This window comes from Pseudomonas sp. GL_090, from assembly GCF_057837765.1.
The window spans coordinates 983,441-1,000,538 of the sequence record NZ_CM174452.1; the positions used below are offsets into that span (position 1 = coordinate 983,441).

Annotated in this window: 18 protein-coding genes and 1 pseudogene; 7 read left to right on the plus strand and 12 right to left on the minus strand. The window is 59.4% G+C overall.

The features are described from left to right. Positions 1-25: 25 nt before the first annotated feature. Together AC3ITA_RS04295 and cysZ are read right to left on the minus strand one after the other, a co-directional pair. Positions 26-1,226, minus strand: a pseudogene (locus AC3ITA_RS04295) (glycosyltransferase family 4 protein). 36 nt (positions 1,227-1,262) lie between these two features. After that, complete coding sequence (gene cysZ / locus AC3ITA_RS04300; RefSeq protein WP_095944287.1) at positions 1,263-2,015, minus strand: sulfate transporter CysZ; 753 nt, start codon at positions 2,013-2,015, stop codon at positions 1,263-1,265. Positions 2,016-2,330: 315 nt separating this feature from the next. On the opposite strand from cysZ, the gene trxB reads away from it, so the two are divergent. After that, a complete protein-coding gene (gene trxB, locus AC3ITA_RS04305; protein WP_095944288.1) occupies positions 2,331-3,287 on the plus strand; it encodes a thioredoxin-disulfide reductase in 957 nt (318 codons plus the stop codon). A 172-nt stretch (positions 3,288-3,459) separates the two neighbouring features. Here trxB and AC3ITA_RS04310 read toward each other — a convergent pair whose 3' ends face one another. The 7 genes from AC3ITA_RS04310 to AC3ITA_RS04340 form a co-directional block, all read right to left on the minus strand. Beyond that, positions 3,460-4,710: a 2-aminoadipate transaminase gene (locus AC3ITA_RS04310; RefSeq protein ID WP_489279560.1), complete on the minus strand. Its 1,251-nt coding sequence runs from the start codon at positions 4,708-4,710 to the stop codon at positions 3,460-3,462. A 247-nt stretch (positions 4,711-4,957) separates the two neighbouring features. After that, positions 4,958-5,296 carry a HopJ type III effector protein gene (locus AC3ITA_RS04315; RefSeq protein ID WP_489279561.1) on the minus strand — a complete coding sequence of 113 codons (339 nt, stop codon included), beginning with the start codon at positions 5,294-5,296 and terminating at the stop codon, positions 4,958-4,960. After that, positions 5,289-5,585, minus strand: coding sequence for a DUF1244 domain-containing protein (locus tag AC3ITA_RS04320; RefSeq protein ID WP_046040093.1), 297 nt, complete (start codon positions 5,583-5,585; stop codon positions 5,289-5,291). The genes AC3ITA_RS04315 and AC3ITA_RS04320 overlap by 8 nt, the downstream gene beginning before the upstream one ends. A 97-nt stretch (positions 5,586-5,682) precedes the next feature. Continuing rightward, positions 5,683-6,054, minus strand: a complete 372-nt coding sequence (gene folX / locus AC3ITA_RS04325; protein ID WP_150672181.1) for a dihydroneopterin triphosphate 2'-epimerase — start codon at positions 6,052-6,054, stop codon at positions 5,683-5,685. 2 nt (positions 6,055-6,056) lie between these two features. Further along, entirely contained in the window at positions 6,057-6,632 is a 576-nt protein-coding gene (folE, locus tag AC3ITA_RS04330) for a GTP cyclohydrolase I FolE (RefSeq protein ID WP_095944291.1), read from the minus strand. Positions 6,633-6,652: 20 nt separating this feature from the next. Next, on the minus strand, positions 6,653-7,363 hold the full coding sequence (folM, locus tag AC3ITA_RS04335; RefSeq protein ID WP_095944292.1) for a dihydromonapterin reductase: 711 nt from the start codon (positions 7,361-7,363) through the stop codon (positions 6,653-6,655). Between the two features lie 81 nt (positions 7,364-7,444). Continuing rightward, positions 7,445-8,014 carry an antibiotic biosynthesis monooxygenase gene (locus AC3ITA_RS04340; RefSeq protein ID WP_095944293.1) on the minus strand — a complete coding sequence of 190 codons (570 nt, stop codon included), beginning with the start codon at positions 8,012-8,014 and terminating at the stop codon, positions 7,445-7,447. A 223-nt stretch (positions 8,015-8,237) separates the two neighbouring features. Between AC3ITA_RS04340 and AC3ITA_RS04345 the strand changes: the two genes are divergently transcribed. Continuing rightward, positions 8,238-9,197, plus strand: a complete 960-nt coding sequence (locus AC3ITA_RS04345) for a MerR family transcriptional regulator (protein ID WP_150672179.1) — start codon at positions 8,238-8,240, stop codon at positions 9,195-9,197. A 3-nt stretch (positions 9,198-9,200) separates the two neighbouring features. Here AC3ITA_RS04345 and AC3ITA_RS04350 read toward each other — a convergent pair whose 3' ends face one another. Together AC3ITA_RS04350 and AC3ITA_RS04355 are read right to left on the minus strand one after the other, a co-directional pair. Beyond that, a complete protein-coding gene (locus tag AC3ITA_RS04350) occupies positions 9,201-9,806 on the minus strand; it encodes a hypothetical protein (protein WP_095944295.1) in 606 nt (201 codons plus the stop codon). A 54-nt stretch (positions 9,807-9,860) separates the two neighbouring features. Further along, on the minus strand, positions 9,861-10,337 hold the full coding sequence (locus AC3ITA_RS04355) for a PAS domain-containing protein (protein ID WP_095944296.1): 477 nt from the start codon (positions 10,335-10,337) through the stop codon (positions 9,861-9,863). Positions 10,338-10,439: 102 nt separating this feature from the next. Here AC3ITA_RS04355 and AC3ITA_RS04360 point away from each other — a divergent pair, with 102 nt between their 5' ends. The 4 genes from AC3ITA_RS04360 (at position 10,440) to AC3ITA_RS04375 (ending at position 13,888) form a co-directional block, all read left to right on the plus strand. Further along, a complete protein-coding gene (locus AC3ITA_RS04360) occupies positions 10,440-10,895 on the plus strand; it encodes a flavodoxin (RefSeq protein WP_095944297.1) in 456 nt (151 codons plus the stop codon). Positions 10,896-11,120: 225 nt separating this feature from the next. Then, the gene (locus AC3ITA_RS04365) at positions 11,121-11,903 is read left to right on the plus strand and encodes a class II aldolase/adducin family protein (RefSeq protein ID WP_489279562.1); all 783 of its coding nucleotides are present in this window, start codon (positions 11,121-11,123) and stop codon (positions 11,901-11,903) included. Next, positions 11,903-12,805: an alpha/beta fold hydrolase gene (locus tag AC3ITA_RS04370; RefSeq protein ID WP_489279563.1), complete on the plus strand. Its 903-nt coding sequence runs from the start codon at positions 11,903-11,905 to the stop codon at positions 12,803-12,805. Before AC3ITA_RS04365 ends, AC3ITA_RS04370 begins: the two co-directional genes overlap by 1 nt. 171 nt (positions 12,806-12,976) lie before the next feature. Further along, a complete protein-coding gene (locus AC3ITA_RS04375; protein WP_095944300.1) occupies positions 12,977-13,888 on the plus strand; it encodes an SDR family oxidoreductase in 912 nt (303 codons plus the stop codon). Between the two features lie 51 nt (positions 13,889-13,939). Here AC3ITA_RS04375 and AC3ITA_RS04380 read toward each other — a convergent pair whose 3' ends face one another. Next, positions 13,940-14,719 carry an N-acetylmuramoyl-L-alanine amidase gene (locus AC3ITA_RS04380; protein WP_150672176.1) on the minus strand — a complete coding sequence of 260 codons (780 nt, stop codon included), beginning with the start codon at positions 14,717-14,719 and terminating at the stop codon, positions 13,940-13,942. Between the two features lie 565 nt (positions 14,720-15,284). Here AC3ITA_RS04380 and AC3ITA_RS04385 point away from each other — a divergent pair. Beyond that, on the plus strand, positions 15,285-17,078 hold the full coding sequence (locus tag AC3ITA_RS04385) for a DUF1302 domain-containing protein (RefSeq protein WP_095944302.1): 1,794 nt from the start codon (positions 15,285-15,287) through the stop codon (positions 17,076-17,078). The last annotated feature ends 20 nt before the right edge of the window (positions 17,079-17,098 follow it).

Consider the following 17,098-nt stretch of genomic DNA (forward strand, 5'->3'; position numbering starts at 1 on the left):
TGAGGGCCTCTAAGTCAGCAAAAAATCAGGGCAAGGTCGGCGCATTCGGCACCACCATCTCCCCCGCACACGCCCCGCGCAACTGCCCCTCGAACTGCTCGATGATCGTCGCCCACCCTTGGCGACTGGCATGCTGGTGCGCATTGAGACGCACATTGCGCAAGGCTTCCCGCTCCTCCAGCAGCCATGCCGCTGCATCGCAGAACGCTTCTTCATCCCCCGGCATCGCCAGCACGCCGTTGTAGCCATGGCGAATATGCTGGGCGGCTGCCGCCTGGTCGTAGGCCACCACACCGAGCCCCGAGGCGAGTGCTTCAAGCACCACATTGCCGAAGGTTTCGGTCAGGCTCGGAAACAGAAACACGTCGCCCGAGGCGTAGTGACACGCCAGGGCTTCACCCCGTTGGGTGCCGCAGAAAATCGCCTCGGGCATTTCGTTTTCCAGTGCCTGGCGCTGCGGGCCGTCGCCCACCACGATCAGTTTCAGCTTGCGCTGGGGATAACTCGCCTTGAGGGCATTGAAGGTGCGCTTGAGCAGGCCGAGATTCTTTTCCGGGGCCAGGCGTCCGACATGAATGACGGCGATGTCTGCCTCGGACCAGTCCCCATTGCTCGCGCAGGGCATTCAAGCGTTTGACCGGGTGAAACAATTCGCTGTCGACCCCACGGGACAGCAACGCCAGTCGCTCGAACTGACGTCGCTCCAGTTCCAGGCGCTGACTGACGCTGGGCACCAGGGTCATGGTCGAGCGGTTGTGGAACCAGCGCAGGTAGTGAGTCAGCAGGCGCGTGAGCAAACCCAGCCCGTACTGGTTGGAGTACTGCTGGAAGTTGGTGTGAAAACCGCTGACCACGGAAATCCCCAGTCGCCGCGCCGCACGCAAGGCCGACAAGCCCAGTGGACCCTCGGTGGCGATGTAGAGCACGTCCGGACGGTGACGCGTCCAGCGCCGCAGCAGTTTGTGCATCGACGACTGACCCCATTGCAGGCCGGGATAGCCCGGTAGCGGCCAGCCGCGGCACAGCAGCAATTCATCATCGCTGCCCAGTTGCTGGTCGCAACCCTGACGCGGTCGCACCAGTTCCACTTGATGCCCGCGCGCGCGCAATCCGTCGCACAAGCGACCCAGGGTATTGGCCACGCCGTTGATTTCCGGTGGGAAGGTTTCGGTGATCAGGGTGATATGCAGAGCTGTCGTCATGACCCCAGTGTCGACCGGGGCCATGTCGTCAGTGTGACGCTGGGATGATTGATTTGTGACTTAGCGCTGCGCCACCAGGTTTTCCGCCCCACGTTCACGCACCCAGAACAGCGTAGCGCCCGCCACGGCCGCCGGCATCATCAGGATGTTGACCACCGGGATCAGCAGCACCAGGTACACGCTGCCGCCGAAGCTCATGCTCTGCCAGCGCTTCTGGCGCAGCCAGGCGAGCATTTCATTCCAGCCCAGCTTGTGGTTGTCCGCCGGGTAGTCGATGTACTGGATTGCCATCATCCACACCCCGAACAACAGCCACAGCGGCGCGGCGATGATATTCACCACCGGGATGAACGAGAGGATGAACAGCCCGACTGCCCGGGGCAGAAAGTAGCCGAGCTTGCGCATCTCCCGGGCCAGGGTGCGCGGGACCATCGCAATCAACTCGCCCCAGCTGAAGGCCGGGAAGTCATCGGTGCCGCGCACCACCACTTCGACTTTCTCCGCGAGGAAGCCGTTGAATGGCGCGGCAATGACGTTGGCGAGCATGGTGAAGGAGAAGAACACCATCAACACGACGAGGACCACGAACAGCGGCCAGAGGATGTAGCTGAGAAAACTCAGCCAGTCAGGCAGGGACGGCATCAAGGTGTCGACCCACAGGCTGAATTGATGACCAGCCAGATAGATCAATCCGACGAACAGCACCAGGTTGATCGCCAGCGGCAACAGCACAAACAAGCGCAAGCTGGGGCTCAGCACCAGCTTGAGGCCTTCGCGCAGGTATTGCGGGCCGGACAGAACAGGGGCGGGCATAAGAGGCTCCGGGCAGAGGGGAATCGCGCCGACCTTACCGGCTTTGCCTCACAGGCGAAAGCGCGATGGCGGTATCGACATTCACTGTAACAAAGACGTCGATATCGTCGGCCAGATGGCATAGAGACCACCTATGAGCTGGATTGTTAAACCGTATTTCCTTAATCTTCGCCCCCTCGATATGTTGTACCCAATCTTTTTACAGGACGGTCGGGTTCAAGCCTTCCCCAAGTGCTTACAACCGTTCTTTTTTATTCCAGCCGGCAATCCGGCGTTCCGCGCCAGGTATTCCGGGCCGGTCAACAGGAGCAGGTCATGTCTGAAGTCCGTCATTCGCGAGTGATTATTCTCGGTTCCGGCCCTGCCGGTTACAGCGCCGCAGTCTATGCCGCCCGTGCCAACCTCAAGCCACTGCTGATCACCGGCATGCAGGCCGGCGGTCAACTGACCACCACCACCGAAGTCGACAACTGGCCGGGCGACGTCCACGGCCTGACCGGCCCGGCGCTGATGGAGCGGATGCGCGAGCACGCCGAGCGCTTTGAAACCGAGATCGTTTTCGATCACATCAATGCCGTCGACTTCGCTGCCAAGCCTTACACCCTGACCGGCGACAGCGCGACCTATACCTGTGACGCACTGATCATCGCCACCGGCGCCAGCGCTCGTTACCTGGGCCTGCCATCGGAAGAAGCGTTCATGGGCAAAGGCGTTTCGGCCTGCGCGACCTGCGACGGTTTCTTCTACCGCAACAAGCCTGTGGCTGTGGTCGGCGGCGGCAACACCGCTGTTGAAGAAGCCCTGTACCTGGCCAACATCGCCAGCAAGGTGACCCTGATCCACCGTCGCGAAACCTTCCGCGCCGAGAAGATCCTGATCGACAAGCTGAACGCCCGTGTGGCCGAAGGCAAGATCGAGCTGAAACTGAACGCGACCCTGGACGAAGTGCTGGGCGACAACATGGGCGTGACCGGTGCCCGCCTGAAGAACAACGACGGCAGCTTCGACGAAGTGAAAGTCGATGGTGTGTTCATCGCCATCGGCCACACCCCGAACACTTCGCTGTTCGAAGGTCAGTTGACCCTGAAAGACGGTTACCTGGTGGTGCAGGGCGGCCGTGACGGCAACGCCACTGCCACCAGCCTCGAAGGTATCTTCGCCGCCGGTGACGTGGCTGACCACGTGTACCGTCAGGCCATCACCTCCGCTGGCGCCGGTTGCATGGCGGCACTGGATGCCGAGCGTTACCTCGACGATCTGCAGAACGCTTGATTTTGCTGTTGTTGAAATAAGAAAACCGGCTTCGGCCGGTTTTTTTGTGCCCGCGATTGATTCATCAACCCCTGTAGGAGCGAGCCTGCTCGCGATTACGGTGATTCAGTCGACATCAATGTTGAATGAAAAATCGCCATCGCGAGCAGGCTCGCTCCTACAGGAATTGTGTTCAGGTCAGTTTTGCCAGGCAGGCTTCAAGAATATCCAGCCCTTCCTCCAACACCGCGGCCTCAATGGTCAACGGCGCCAGCAAGCGGATGATGTGCCGCGACTTGCCGCTAGGCATCAACAGCAAACCTGCATCCCGCGCCAGGGTCAGCAGTTGGGTCAATTGTGCCGGGGCGGGCGAGCCATCGGCATTGATCAACTCGATACCACGCATGGCGCCGACGCCGGTCAGGCGTCCCAGGTACGGCGTCAGGTTGTTCGCACGCCAGGTTGCATGGCGGCCGACAATCGCTTCTTCCTGTTGGGCGCCCCAGGCATGCAGGTTGGCATCGGTCATTTCGTCCAGCGTCGCCAATGCGGCTGCGCAAGCGATGGGATTGCCGGAATAGGTGCCACCGAGTCCGCCCTTGGGCAAGTTGTCCAGCAGCGACTTGCGCCCGACCACCGCACCCAGCGGCACACCTCCGGCGATGCTTTTGCCGAGCAGGATCAGGTCGGGTTCGATGCCCAGCCGCGAGAACGCGAAGCGCTGGCCGGTTCGACCGAAACCGGACTGGATTTCATCGGCGATCAGCACAATGCCCTTGTCGTCGCAGAACTTGCGCAGCGCTTGGGCGAACTCGGCCTCCATGGCCAGAAAGCCTGCTTCGCCCTGCACCGGTTCGACGATAAAGCAGGCGACATCTTCGACATCGATCTCGACGCTGAACAGGCGCTCCATGGCTTTGAGGGCCTCGGCACAGGTGACGCCGTTGTCCTGGCTGGGGAAGGGCAGGTGAAACACCGGCCCCGGCAGCACGCCGACTTTTTGTTTGTACGGCGCGACTTTGCCATTGAGGTTGAGGGTGGCCAGTGTGCGGCCGTGGAAGGCGCCGTCAAAGGCAACCACAGCGGTGCGCCCGGTGGCGCCACGGACGATCTTCAGGGCGTTTTCCGCGGCTTCCGCGCCGCTGTTGGTGAGCATGCCGCTGACCGGGTAACCCACCGGCATGAACGCACTGAGGCGATCCATCAGCTCGAGGTAAGGCACATGGGGGGCCGCGTTGAACGCGTAGTGGGTCAGCCGGGTGGCCTGTTCGCGAATGGCCTCGACGATGCGCGGATGGCAATGGCCGAGGTTGAGTACGCCGATGCCACCGACAAAGTCGATATAGCGCTGGCCATCGGTGTCCCAGACCTCGGCATTCTTGCCGTGGCTGAGCGTGACAGGGTGAACGATGTTGATCGACTGGCTGATGGTTTCGCTGCGCATGGAGGATCGGCTCGGAAGAAGGAGGACTTCTTTTTATCTAAGCCGTGAGCAGCGGTACCCGGCAAACGAAATAAAGTTGCCGGGTCAATCTTAAAAGTCTGGATGTGTTTCTGATCAGTTCCGCGCCGTGAACGCAGAACCTGTAGGAGCGAGCCTGCTCGCGATGGTGGTGAACGATTACGCGTAAACCAGAGGCCCGGCAGTGCTCTTGGGTTTTTCGCGAGCAGGCTCGCTCCTACATACGGATTTAGCGGCGGGTCAGTGGCTGTTGGGTGAATTTCACACCGGCCAGACCCTGGGCAATCAGCGCCCGAATGTTGCCGTGATCGCTGCCTTCAGGTGTGGCAACTACCGAACGGTAATGCTCGCCAAAAGCCAGCAGGGTTTCTTCATCGCTCAAGCCTTCGAGCAGCGCCAGGCCCAGGGTCTTGCACGAGCCTTCGTTTTGCCCGGCCGCGTTTTCCACGCCACCGTTGTTGAAGGCCTGAGGCTGATAGTCGTAACCGGCGGCGATGAAGGCCAGGGTGTCGGCGAAGGCGTGTTCGCCGCTGTTGAGGCTGGCGCGCAGGGTGTTCAAATCACTCATTGGGTTTTCCTTTGGCGAACGCCGCTTGCTGGTCGGCGCTGGCTTCTTGCTGATATTGGGCTTTCCATTCGGCGTACGGCATGCCGTAAACCACTTCGCGGGCTTCGTCGAGGCTGACCTCGATCTGGCGGTCGTCGGCCGCCGCCTTGTACCACTTGGACAGGCAGTTGCGGCAAAAACCCGAGAGGTTCATCAGGTCGATGTTCTGTACATCCTTGCGGCTGTCCAGGTGGGCCACCAGCCGGCGAAAGGCGGCGGCTTCGAGTTCCAGGCGTTGTTGATCGGTCATGGCGGTCTCTGCGAGTCAGCTTCAAACGGCACGCTTGAAGCTGCAAGTTGGATGGCGGTGGCTTGAAGTCTACCGCTTGCGGCTTGAAGCTTGAAGCTCAGCGGCTTGCCGCGAGCGTTATCGATACCGACTCGGCGAATCGCAGCGCGTGGGGCTTGTCGACCTCGACCTCGGCGTAGAGCACCGATGCGTTGGCCATCACCAGGTCGAGAATTTCCTGGGTCAGGCGTTCGAGCAGCGCAAAGCGGTTGCCTTCCACATGGGCGATGATCGCCTTGGTAATGGTCCGGTAGTTCAACGCGTGATCGATGTCGTTGTCCCGTACCGCTTGCTGGGCTGCGTACAGAATGGTGAGGTTGATCAGCACATCCTGCTTGTTGAGGATTTCATCCTCGTTGATGCCGATGAAGGTACGCAGGCCCAGGTCTTTGACCCGGATGCGTGCCATGCCTGGCTGAAGTTGTGGCATTGCTACTTGCTCCGTCCAATCAATTGCAGGAACTCCTGGCGGGTGTTGCTCGACTCGCGGAAGGCGCCGAGCATCACCGAGGTGTTCATGGTCGAATTCTGTTTCTCGACGCCGCGCATCATCATGCACATGTGCTGTGCCTCGATGACCACTGCGACACCAGCCGCGCCGGTCACTTGCTGCACCGCGTCGGCGATTTGCCGGGTGAGGTTTTCCTGGATCTGCAGGCGCCGGGCGAACATGTCCACCAGCCGCGCGATCTTCGACAGGCCCAGCACCTTGCCGGTTGGAATATAAGCCACATGCGCCTTGCCGATGAAGGGCAGGATGTGGTGTTCGCAAAGCGAGTACAGCTCGATGTTGTCGACGATCACCATTTCATCGTTGTCGGAGGCGAACAGCGCGCCATTGACGATTTCTTCGACACTTTGCTCATAACCATGGCAAAGGTACTGCATGGCTTTGGCTGCGCGCGTCGGCGTATCGAGCAAACCCTCGCGGTCGGGGTTTTCACCGAGACCGATGAGGATCTCTCGGTAGCTCTGGGATAAGGCGTTCTGGGGCAGGGATAACGTCATGGAAAATCCTCGCGGGACACTTATTTGATGTGCCTTCCGCCGTTGACGGTCAGGGTGGTGCCGGTGACATAAGGGTTGTCGAGCAGATAGCGCAGGCTCTGGTAGATCACTTCGCAGCCGGGTTCAATGCCCAGCGCGGACTTGGCCAGCGCCTTGGCACGGTAGGCCGCGTCGTCCTCAGGGTTGAACAGTAGCAGGGCCGGCGCGATCCCGTTGACCTTGATCGCCGGCGCATACCTGGCGGCAAAGGACAGGGTCAGGCTGTCGAGTCCGGCTTTGCTCGCGCAATAGCCGATATGCTTGCTGCTGCCCTTGCGTGTCACGTCATCGCTGATGTGCACGATGTCGGCGGGGCTCGAGCGTTGCAGCAGGTCGGCGCAATGCAGGTTGATCAGGTAGGGCGCCAGCATGTGCACGCTGAACATGCGGGTGAATGCCGCGGCGTCGGTCTCCGGGGTTTCGGCCAACCATTCGGAGGCATTGTGGACAATCGCCCGCAGACAGTCGGTGTGGGTTTTCAGTTCGCTGATGAAGGCGAGGATCCCGGCCTCGCTGGCGAAGTCCGCGAACACCGCGGTGGCCCCCAGGTCGCGCAGGGCTTGTACGCCGGGGCGCTCGCTGCGGTAGCTGAAAATCACCCGATGGCCATCTTCCAGCAATCGCCGGGCACAGTGCAGGCCGACACGCTGGCCGGCACCGGTAATGAGGACAGGGGCTGCGGAAGAAGTCATGAACGGCTCGCATCGCGGTGAGAGCAAAACTATACCAGCGACGGGAGCGCTCTACCTATTGCGAGGGAAACAACTGTGGGATCAATGATTCTGAGTGGAGGGTTCGGCACGCAATGGGCGTATCGGCGTGCTGTTCAGCCAGCCGGCCAGCAGGCGGGTCGACAACGGGATGAACAGATAAACCATCAGCGGCGTCAGGCACAGTGTGCTGATGAACACCCGCGGCAGCAGGCTCATGTCACTCATCAGCGGCCCCAGCACAAAGTTGAACAGCAGCGAGACCGGAAAGAACGCCAGCCAGATCGCCACGGCCTGCTTCCAGCGCGGCGGGCGTTGACCGACGGCGCCGAACCAGCCCTCGATGCCGCTGACCCGGTGCTCTGTCGGGTTGGCGAACAGGTCGCTGCCACGTGCCAGCCAGGCAGTGCGCGAGGCCGAATGCTCCCAGGCGTGCAGGGTCTGCTCGTCGGCGAAGCGGAAAATGATCTGGAATTCGTCGTCCTCGGGCGGTGGAGCGAGCACACCGGAGCCGAGATAACCGGGAAAATCGGTGGCCAGTTGTTCGCCTTCGCGCAGCCAGGCAATCAGGTCCTGGTAACGTCCATTGGCAACGCGGCGAGCAACCATCAGCGTGACGGGAGGGGTAGACATTGTGTATCTCCGTAAGGCATTTGCGTCGCTCCGGATAGGAACTTCGCCAGGCACAGCGCCGGGGTGGTGGGCTGCGACTCGAAACAAGCAAGGATTATTCCTGATTCCGTCCGTGGCGTGTGTGACGTTTATCCGCTCATTCGCGGTATCGATTTTTTACGGAAACTTTACGGGGTAGGGGCGTTAGAATAAGGCTCGGACGATACAGAGATGTTTCAACAGGATGCCCGTAATTACAGACGTCGCTTCAGGCTCCACGCAGGCCGTCGCTCTCGAACAGGAAGAACTCTTCCCCATTCGCGAGGTGGCGCGACTGACAGGTGTCAACCCGGTCACGCTTCGAGCCTGGGAGCGACGATATGGCCTGATTGTTCCAACACGCACCGATAGTGGGCATCGCCTGTATTCGATGTCCGATATCGAGCGTGTCCAAAGTATCCTCGGCTGGATCGAGCGTGGGGTTGCCGTCAGCAAGATCGGCAAGCTCCTGGCCAGGGCCGAGCCGCTCCAGACGTTGTCGCACATCATCCCCAACAGCCTTGTGGAAGCCGATTACGCGCAGTGGCGGCAGCAGGTGCTTGCTGCGGTCAACGGGTTTGACGACATTCGGCTGGAGCAGGTCTACGGGCAAATCTTTTCCAGTTATTCCTTGCCAGTGGTGTTCCAGGACATTCTGATCCCCATCTGGAAACAATTATTGCAACGCCAGGACCAGTTCGGTGGAACCAGCGAGTGGCTGTTCCTGGATGGTTTTCTGCGTTCCCGGGTGGTGCAGCGTCTGTTGTTGATGCGCGAAAAACAGCCGCGTCGCGTGGTCATCTGTGCCCTGGATGACAATTGCCGGGAACTGGAACTGCTGGTCGCCGCCCTGTTCCTGAGTTCCGGGCCATCGGCCGTTCGCGTACTGAACATGGGCCAGCCATTCGAGGAATTGGTGCTGATGTGTGAAAGGATCAAGCCCTTGGCACTGGTGCTGTTTTCCAATCACGTGCCGGCTCCCGAGTTGCCGCGGCGCATGAATCGCCTGGCCATGAGTCTGGAGTGTCGGTTGTTGTTGGCCGGCGATGCTTCTGACCTGGCACAGGAAAGCCTGGCCGGGTCATCGATCGGTTGCCTGGGCAGTGAAGGGGAGGTCATGAGCCAGCGTCTGAAGCAGTTCCTGGGGGGTACTCTGGATACTTGAAGTTCAGAGATGCAGCGTTGGATGAGTCAAACGATGCTGTTGCAGGATGAACTGGCGCAGACGCTCGGTTTCGTCCGTATCGCTCTGGTTCAGTTGATAGGCGTAGAAGCCCTTTTCGTTTTCTTTCTCGAAGGTGCCGCGCAAGGCTATCCGCTCATAGCCTGAAGGACTGAACCACAAGGCGAAATGCTTCGGCGGTTTGGTCTTGTTGCGAGCTTCCAGCAAAACCCCTTTGCACGACACTTCGTGTACCCACAGGGTGCCGGGTTGACCCTTGGCGTTTTCCAGGGCTACCGGTTCGTCCAGTACCAAGCGCCAAGGCCGGACCATCGGCCCGTCTTCATAGATGCTCGGTACGCCGAGACGCAAATGCAGCGCATGGAACTCGTCTTCCACCAGGTGCAGGGGGAAGGTCATTTGCTGGTTTTCGAAGCTGGCTTGAATGGTGACCTGCTCATGGGCCGCCAGGCGGGTGAGCAGGTCACGGATCTGCGACCCGCCGTTGACGAGCAGGCTCGACGTCGCGTCCCGCACATTGAGTTGCGGGTTGTGTTGCATGGTCTGGATGAAATCCAGCTCATCCTGGGTCAGGAGCGCATCGCGTTGCATGGCCAGCTCGAAAGGTATAGTTACAAAGTTATTGGTGATTGTAGTTACTGACCATTAATTCCGGGTTTCGTTTTCGCCGTTCGTCGCCTTGAGCGCGGCAAGCTCGGCCTGGAGTTCAGCCAACTGCGCCTCCAGCTGTGCCACGCGCTGTTGCGCCTTGACCTGTATGGTGACGTCTTTCTGCACACCGACAAAATAGGTTTGTCCGTCCGCCGGATTTTTTACCGTTGAAAGGGACAGCTCGTTCCAGAACGGTGTGCCGTCCTTGCGGTAGTTGCGCAGTATTTCCCGGCAGGATCCTTCGCGGTTCAATGCATCGCGAATCAACGGCAGGGCTTGCTGATCGCGGTCCCCCGACTGCAGGAAGCGACAATCCTGATAGAGGATTTCTTCACTGGAGTACCCCGTCAGGCGTTCGAACGCGGGGTTGACGTAAATGAGGATCTTGTCCTGTTCGCCTTCCTTTTCGGCAATCACGATACCGTCATTGGAGGCGTTGATTACCATTTGCAGCAGTTGTGCATTAATCATCGGAGTATCCTTTCCTGATTGATTGTCGATTGCATTCTAAAAAAACTATCACGACCGTGCTGTTAATATCCCGGTCTTTTACTCGGATTCAGGATCAGATTGATGAAAGTCGCCATCATTTCCGGCTCGGTGTACGGCACGGCCGAAGAAGTTGCCCGCCACGCCGCCAGCCTGTTGAAAGCCGCCGGGTTCGAAACCTGGCACAACCCCCGTGCGACCCTCGCCGACGTCCTGGCGTTTGGCCCCGAAGCCTTTCTGGCGGTGACCTCGACCACCGGCATGGGTGAGCTGCCGGACAACCTGCAACCGCTGTATTCGACCATTCGTGACCAATTGCCAGCGGCCTGGCGCGGTTTGCCGGGCGCGGTGATCGGGCTGGGTGATGCGAGCTATGGCGATACTTTTTGTGGCGGCGGCGAGCAGATGCGCGAATTGTTCGGTGAGCTGGGCATCCGCGAAGTACTGCCGATGCTGCGCCTGGATGCCAGCGAGAGCGTGACCCCCGAGACGGACGCCGAGCCTTGGCTGGCGGACCTGATCAGCGCACTGCGCGACTGAGCGTTGCCCCGACCCACATGCCGGTCAGGGTTATGACAGTGCGCTGAAAGGTGCCTGTCAGACCGTTGCCGGCGCCGGTCATTTGACATGGATCCAGGGCAGCAGGGCGGCTGACTCGCTGGGCCATCAAGCTGGCTGCCAATGCAACTACACGAACCACAAGGGCTGACTAGACTCGGTGAGCATAGGAAACACTCCATAATAAAAACACCGAGGCTTCTTGCCGTGACCGTCGCTCCCTTCCAATCGCCATCCAGTGTCAAAGACCAGGTCAGTGCTGCCGAGTGGCAGACCCGCGTCGACCTGGCAGCCTGTTATCGCCTCGTCGCCCAACATGGCTGGGATGACCTGATCTTCACCCATATCTCCGCCAAGGTGCCCGGCACCGAAGATTTCCTGATCAACCCGTTCGGGTTGATGTTTCACGAAATCACCGCGTCAAGCCTGGTCAAGGTGGATCAGGCCGGCCACAAGCTGATGGACAGTCCCTACGAGATCAATCCGGCGGGTTACACCATCCACAGTGCCGTGCATGAAGTCCGCCACGATGTCGTCTGCGTGCTCCATACCCACACGGCTTCGGGAGTTGCGGTGTCGGCGCAGAAGCAGGGCGTTCTGCCGATCAGCCAACAGTCGTTGTTCGTGCTTTCCAGCCTGGCCTACCACGCCTACGAAGGCGTGGCGCTCAACCATGAAGAGAAAGAGCGGCTACAGGCCGACCTCGGTGAAAACAATTTCCTGATGTTGCATAACCACGGTCTGCTGACCTGCGGCAGCACCATCGCCGATACGTTCCTGATGATGTTCACCTTTCAGCGTGCCTGCGACATCCAGGTCTTGGCGCAAAACGGTGCCGCTGAACTGATCGCCATCGAACCGCAGATTCTGGCCGGTGCCAAAGCCATGATCGCGGGTGTCACCCGAAGTGCTCAAGGAATGGGCGGAGCGCTGGCCTGGCCGGCGCTGCTGCGCAAACTCGATAAACTGGACCCGGGTTATAAACTCTAATGGAACTCGCCGAGATCCCCCTGTGTGTCTGGCGCAGACGCAGCCAGACGTTCGTGTTTCGTGGCCAGAGCATCCGTTACTGGACAGCAGGGCAGGGTGAGCCGTTGTTGCTCATTCACGGCTTTCCGTCCGCCAGTTGGGACTGGCATTACCTGTGGCAGCCATTGGCCCAGCGCTTTCGCGTGATCGCCTGCGACATGCTGGGCTTCGGCGATTCGGCCAAACCGGTAAATCACGAATACAGCCTGCTGGAGCAAGCGGATCTGCAACAGGCACTGCTTGAACACCTGAATGTCGAGCAACCAGTGCACCTGCTCGCCCACGATTACGGCGACAGCGTGGCCCAGGAACTGCTGGCCCGGCATTACGAGTCGCGGGTGGAGCTGGCCAGTTGCGTGTTTCTCAACGGCGGGCTGTTTGCGGAAACCCACCGCCCGGTACTGATGCAAAAGCTCTTGCTCAGCCCTTTGGGCTGGATGATTGGCCGCGCCTTCAGTCGTGATGGTCTGGTAAGAAGCTTTCGGCAAATTTTCGGTCCGCAAACCCGTCCCAGTGAAAGCCAGATGGATGACTTCTGGAGCCTGGTCGAAAGCCAGCGCGGGCCACGGATCATGCACAAACTGATCACCTACATCCCGGAGCGACGCGTCTGGCGCGACCGCTGGGTGAGTGCGATGCAACGCGGTGAAGTGCCGCTGCGAGTGATCGATGGCGGGGTCGATCCGGTCTCCGGCGTGCACATGGTCGAGCGTTATCGGGAGCTGATCCCGGATGCGGACACGGTGGTGTTGCCCGACATTGGCCACTACCCGCAGATCGAGGCCCCTTGCGAGGTGCTCAAGCACTATCTGGCGTTTCGCGATCAACTGCTGTCGCCGCCGCGCAAAATGGCGTGTTCCTGATTCGCAGCGTTGAACCTGTTCTGCTTCTGTGGGATCGCGTCATCCTGTCCGACGCGATCATCATCCCCCAGCCTTATCGCGCACCATTCAGCCTCCCCCGTATTCATTGTGACCCACTGCGCCGTGCCTGAAACTCGGACTCACTGTCCCCTGGCCTGCTGGAGTCCCCCCATGAATGAGTCTGTGCGCTTCGAAGATAAAGTCGTGATCATCACCGGAGCCGGTGGTGGCCTGGGACGGACGCATGCATTGCTGTTCGCCAAACAGGGCGCCAAGGTGCTGGTCAACGATCTTGGCGGCTCGGCCCAGGGCGAAGGCGCCAATGCCTCGGCTGCCGACCGTGTGGTCGCGCAGATCCGTGAGGCCGGCGGCATTGCCGAAGCCAACCACGACTCGGTCACTGACGGTGACAAACTGGTCCAGCATGCCCTGGACGTCTTCGGTCGCGTCGACGTTGTGGTCAACAACGCCGGGATCCTGCGTGACAAGACCTTCCACAAAATGGATGACGCCGACTGGGACCTGGTTTACCGCGTCCACGTCGAAGGTGCCTACAAAGTCACCCGCGCCGCCTGGCCGCACATGCGCGAGCAAAACTACGGCCGGGTGATTTTCACCGCGTCGACTTCGGGCATCTATGGCAACTTCGGCCAGTCCAACTACGGCATGGCCAAGCTCGGTCTCTATGGCCTGACCCGCACCCTGGCCATCGAAGGCCGCAAGAACAACATCCTGGTCAACGCCATTGCCCCCACCGGCGGCACGCGCATGACCGAAGGCCTGATCCCGCCGCAAGTCTTCGAACAGCTCAAACCGGAACTGGTCAGTCCGCTGGTGGTGTACCTGGCCAGCGAGAACTGCCAGGAAACCTCCGGTCTGTTTGAAGTCGGCGGCGGCTGGATGGGCAAGGTCCGCTGGGAGCGCAGCCTAGGCATCGGGTTCGATCCACGGGCCGGTTTCTCCCCGGAAGACGTGGCGGCGCACTGGCAGCAGATTTGCGACTTCGAAGGCGCGGCGCATCCGAAGGACAATATCGAAGCGCTGAAGGAAATGATGGGGAATTTGCAGAAGTATTCGATTTAACAGCACTGACAAGGGCACGCAATGTGCTCTTGTCAGTTTTTCAATGACGGATCACATAGGTGATTCAGGGAAGTATTTATGTACCAACGCAGCTAGGTTTGCGGCGGTCTGCGCGTCTATTACCCCATCGTAATTATCCTGGCGAAAGTGCAGTTGAAACGCGCGGACAAGGGCTTTGAATCCAGCCTTGTTTGAGGCGTTGGATGTATCGTAGCCATAACGTTTAAATAACCTCAATAATTCGCACTGCGCCGGAATTCCGGACGCAGCGTATTGCATCAGATACTTGTCTCGGGTCGACTCATCAAACCAAGCCCCAACGCCCTTCAAGTAAAGTGTATGCCAGGGAAACTCCGGGCCGGGATCGCTTTTGTTGCCGATCGAGATGTCGGAGTGACCTACAACATTAGTGGGGTTGATATCTGGGTAGCGTGCCAGAATATTCAGAGCCAGCGCTTCAATCGCTGAAATCTGCTCGGGATGATAAGGCGGAAAAAAGAACTCACCATTATTGTCCGTTGCAAGGTTGACGATTTCAATGCCAAGGGAAGTGTCATTCAGCGACGAGCGACTGCCCCACTGGCTCACGCCTGCATGCCAGGCGCGAGCGTTTTCATCTACCAGGTTGAATACTTCCTGCTCCGTGTAACCAGCTTTCAGATAACTCGGGTCGGTAATGTCTGGAATCAAATAGTGAGAACTGACCTGCGGGCCGGTTAATAACTCGACGGAGCGGGCAAAGTCGGCCGCGGTGTAGTGCAGAACCAGAAAGCGTACGCGGCTGTTGAAGCCTGCAGTTGAGCGATACTTATCATAGATAATGGGTTTCATATTAATACTCGTAATGAACAAGATTGGAGTCGGCGGCCAATGCAAAGTGAAAGGCTGCTGCGAAGGATCTTAAGTCGCTAGAGTATTTTTGGTGCTGGTGAAAATGTGTATAGGTGTTCCTGACAAGATGGTGATGTTGAATATGTAGTTACGATTTGATTCGTAACTAATTTTCGGTAAACCATCGCCCATAAAAAAGGCCGCTGCAAACGCAGCGGCCAAAGTAAGACGTTGGATCAGGAGCTACAAATCAACGTCAGTGAACACGGGGCGATGAACCGAATCTTCAATTCATCTGAAATCTTTCAGTCAAGACGCAGGACGGTACAGGGTGCCTGCGGTGGTTTACCGTGACTGCCAGGTAAGAATAGACCCTTGCTGTCGTGGGAAAAATACCAATTACGGACATGCACTGTTGCAGCCCCGGCAACAGTCAGGATTCGGCTGCTCGTCGTCTGCGCCTGTCATCCTTTAGAGGTACACCACGAATACCTCCTTGGTGCGCTTATCGACCCCGATGCCCGGCAGTAGGGTGAGGCCTTCTGTCACTCACCGGGGAAGACGCATGACAAAAACAACAATGCGCGCCATCTTCACACCACAGGCGCTGGCGGCTGCGGTCGCCTTGGGTTGCTGCGCCCAGGCGCAGGCCATTTCGTTCAATATCGGGGAAATCGAGGGGACGTTCGACTCCTCGCTGTCGGTCGGCGCGAGCTGGGGCATGCGTGATGCGGATAGCGCGCTGGTAGGCGCCGTCAACGGCGGTTCCGGCCAGTCTTCGACCGGCGACGACGGGCGATTGAATTTCAAGAAGGGTGAAACTTTTTCGAAGATCTTCAAGGGGATTCACGACCTCGAACTGAAGTACGGCGACACCGGTGCGTTTGTGCGTGGCAAGTACTGGTACGACTTTGAACTCAAGGATGAAGGTCGCCCATTCAAGGACATCAGCGATCACAACCGCAAAGAAGGCGCCAAGTCTTCAGGCGGACAAATCCTCGACGCTTTCGTCTATCACAATTACTCCCTCGCCGATTTGCCGGGCACGGTCCGCGCCGGCAAGCAGGTGGTCAGTTGGGGCGAGAGCACCTTTATCGGCAACTCGATCAACAGCATCAATCCGGTCGACGTGTCCGCGTTCCGTCGTCCTGGCGCCGAGATCAAGGAAGGCCTGATCCCGGTCAACATGCTGTTCGCCTCCCAGGGCCTGACGGAGAAGTTGACCGTGGAAGGCTTCTATCAACTGGAATGGGACCAGACGGTCGTCGATAACTGCGGCACTTTCTTTGGTGTCGATGTGGTGGCGGATGGTTGCAACAAGGGTTACACCGTGGCCAACCCGGCCATTGCACCCTTGCAGCCGATTGCGGCTGCCTTCGGCCAGGGCTTCGAGGTCAGCAAGGAGGGGGTGATCGTCCCCCGTGGCGGTGACCGCGATGCCCGGGATTCGGGACAGTGGGGTACGGCGTTGCGCTGGTTGGGGGACGATACCGAGTACGGTTTGTACTTCATGAACTACCACAGCCGTTCGCCGAATGTCGGGACCACCACCGCCGGCCCCGGTACGCTGGCGAGCATTCCGGGGATCGTTGCCACCGCCAACCGTATCGCGCCCGGTAGCGGTTCGGGCCTGGCCCAAAGCGTGATGCTCGGTCGCGGTCAGTATTACCTCGAATACCCGGAAGACATCCGCCTCTACGGCGCGAGCTTCGCCACCACCTTATCCACCGGCACCGCGTGGAGCGGGGAAATCAGCTACCGCCCCAACCTTCCGGTGCAGGTCAACACCAATGACCTGACCCTGGCCATGCTCAATCCGATCGCGGGCGGTGCGGCATCGCCCATCGCCACGTCACCCGGGGCTGACAACACAGGTTATCGCCGCAAGGAAGTGACACAGATCCAGAGCACCCTGACGCACTTCATCGATCAGGTCGCGGGTGCGGATCGCCTGACTCTGGTGGGTGAGGCGGCGGTGGTCCGGGTCGGTGGTCTGGAGTCGCGCAGCAAACTGCGTTACGGCCGCGACTCGGTGTATGGCCAGTATGGTTTCGGCGGCGATACCGACGGCTTCGTGACTTCGACTTCATGGGGATATCGCGGCCGGGCCATCCTTGACTACAACAACCTCATCGCCGGGATCAACGTCAGGCCCAACCTTTCGTGGTCACACGACGTCGCAGGCTTCGGCCCCAACGGTCTGTTCAACGAAGGCGCCAAGGCCATCAGCCTCGGTGTCGATGCGGACTATCGCAACACCTACACCGCGAGCCTCAGTTACACCGACTTTTTCGGCGGCGACTACAACGTCCTCACCGACCGTGACTTCGTGGCGTTGAGCTTTGGTGTGAACTTCTGATCTGGCTGAAAAGGATGATT

Excerpts from the sequence above, each read along its gene's own strand:
- cysZ (WP_095944287.1), bottom strand. The coding sequence starts at position 2,015 with ATGCCCGCCCCTGTTCTGTCCGGCCCGCAATACCTGCGCGAAGGCCTC.
- trxB (WP_095944288.1), top strand. The coding sequence starts at position 2,331 with ATGTCTGAAGTCCGTCATTCGCGAGTGATTATTCTCGGTTCCGGCCCT.
- AC3ITA_RS04310 (WP_489279560.1), bottom strand. The coding sequence starts at position 4,710 with ATGCGCAGCGAAACCATCAGCCAGTCGATCAACATCGTTCACCCTGTC.
- AC3ITA_RS04315 (WP_489279561.1), bottom strand. The coding sequence starts at position 5,296 with ATGAGTGATTTGAACACCCTGCGCGCCAGCCTCAACAGCGGCGAACAC.
- AC3ITA_RS04320 (WP_046040093.1), bottom strand. The coding sequence starts at position 5,585 with ATGACCGATCAACAACGCCTGGAACTCGAAGCCGCCGCCTTTCGCCGG.
- folX (WP_150672181.1), bottom strand. The coding sequence starts at position 6,054 with ATGCCACAACTTCAGCCAGGCATGGCACGCATCCGGGTCAAAGACCTG.
- folE (WP_095944291.1), bottom strand. The coding sequence starts at position 6,632 with ATGACGTTATCCCTGCCCCAGAACGCCTTATCCCAGAGCTACCGAGAG.
- folM (WP_095944292.1), bottom strand. The coding sequence starts at position 7,363 with ATGACTTCTTCCGCAGCCCCTGTCCTCATTACCGGTGCCGGCCAGCGT.
- AC3ITA_RS04340 (WP_095944293.1), bottom strand. The coding sequence starts at position 8,014 with ATGTCTACCCCTCCCGTCACGCTGATGGTTGCTCGCCGCGTTGCCAAT.
- AC3ITA_RS04345 (WP_150672179.1), top strand. The coding sequence starts at position 8,238 with ATGCCCGTAATTACAGACGTCGCTTCAGGCTCCACGCAGGCCGTCGCT.
- AC3ITA_RS04350 (WP_095944295.1), bottom strand. The coding sequence starts at position 9,806 with ATGCAACGCGATGCGCTCCTGACCCAGGATGAGCTGGATTTCATCCAG.
- AC3ITA_RS04355 (WP_095944296.1), bottom strand. The coding sequence starts at position 10,337 with ATGATTAATGCACAACTGCTGCAAATGGTAATCAACGCCTCCAATGAC.
- AC3ITA_RS04360 (WP_095944297.1), top strand. The coding sequence starts at position 10,440 with ATGAAAGTCGCCATCATTTCCGGCTCGGTGTACGGCACGGCCGAAGAA.
- AC3ITA_RS04370 (WP_489279563.1), top strand. The coding sequence starts at position 11,903 with ATGGAACTCGCCGAGATCCCCCTGTGTGTCTGGCGCAGACGCAGCCAG.
- AC3ITA_RS04375 (WP_095944300.1), top strand. The coding sequence starts at position 12,977 with ATGAATGAGTCTGTGCGCTTCGAAGATAAAGTCGTGATCATCACCGGA.
- AC3ITA_RS04380 (WP_150672176.1), bottom strand. The coding sequence starts at position 14,719 with ATGAAACCCATTATCTATGATAAGTATCGCTCAACTGCAGGCTTCAAC.
- AC3ITA_RS04385 (WP_095944302.1), top strand. The coding sequence starts at position 15,285 with ATGACAAAAACAACAATGCGCGCCATCTTCACACCACAGGCGCTGGCG.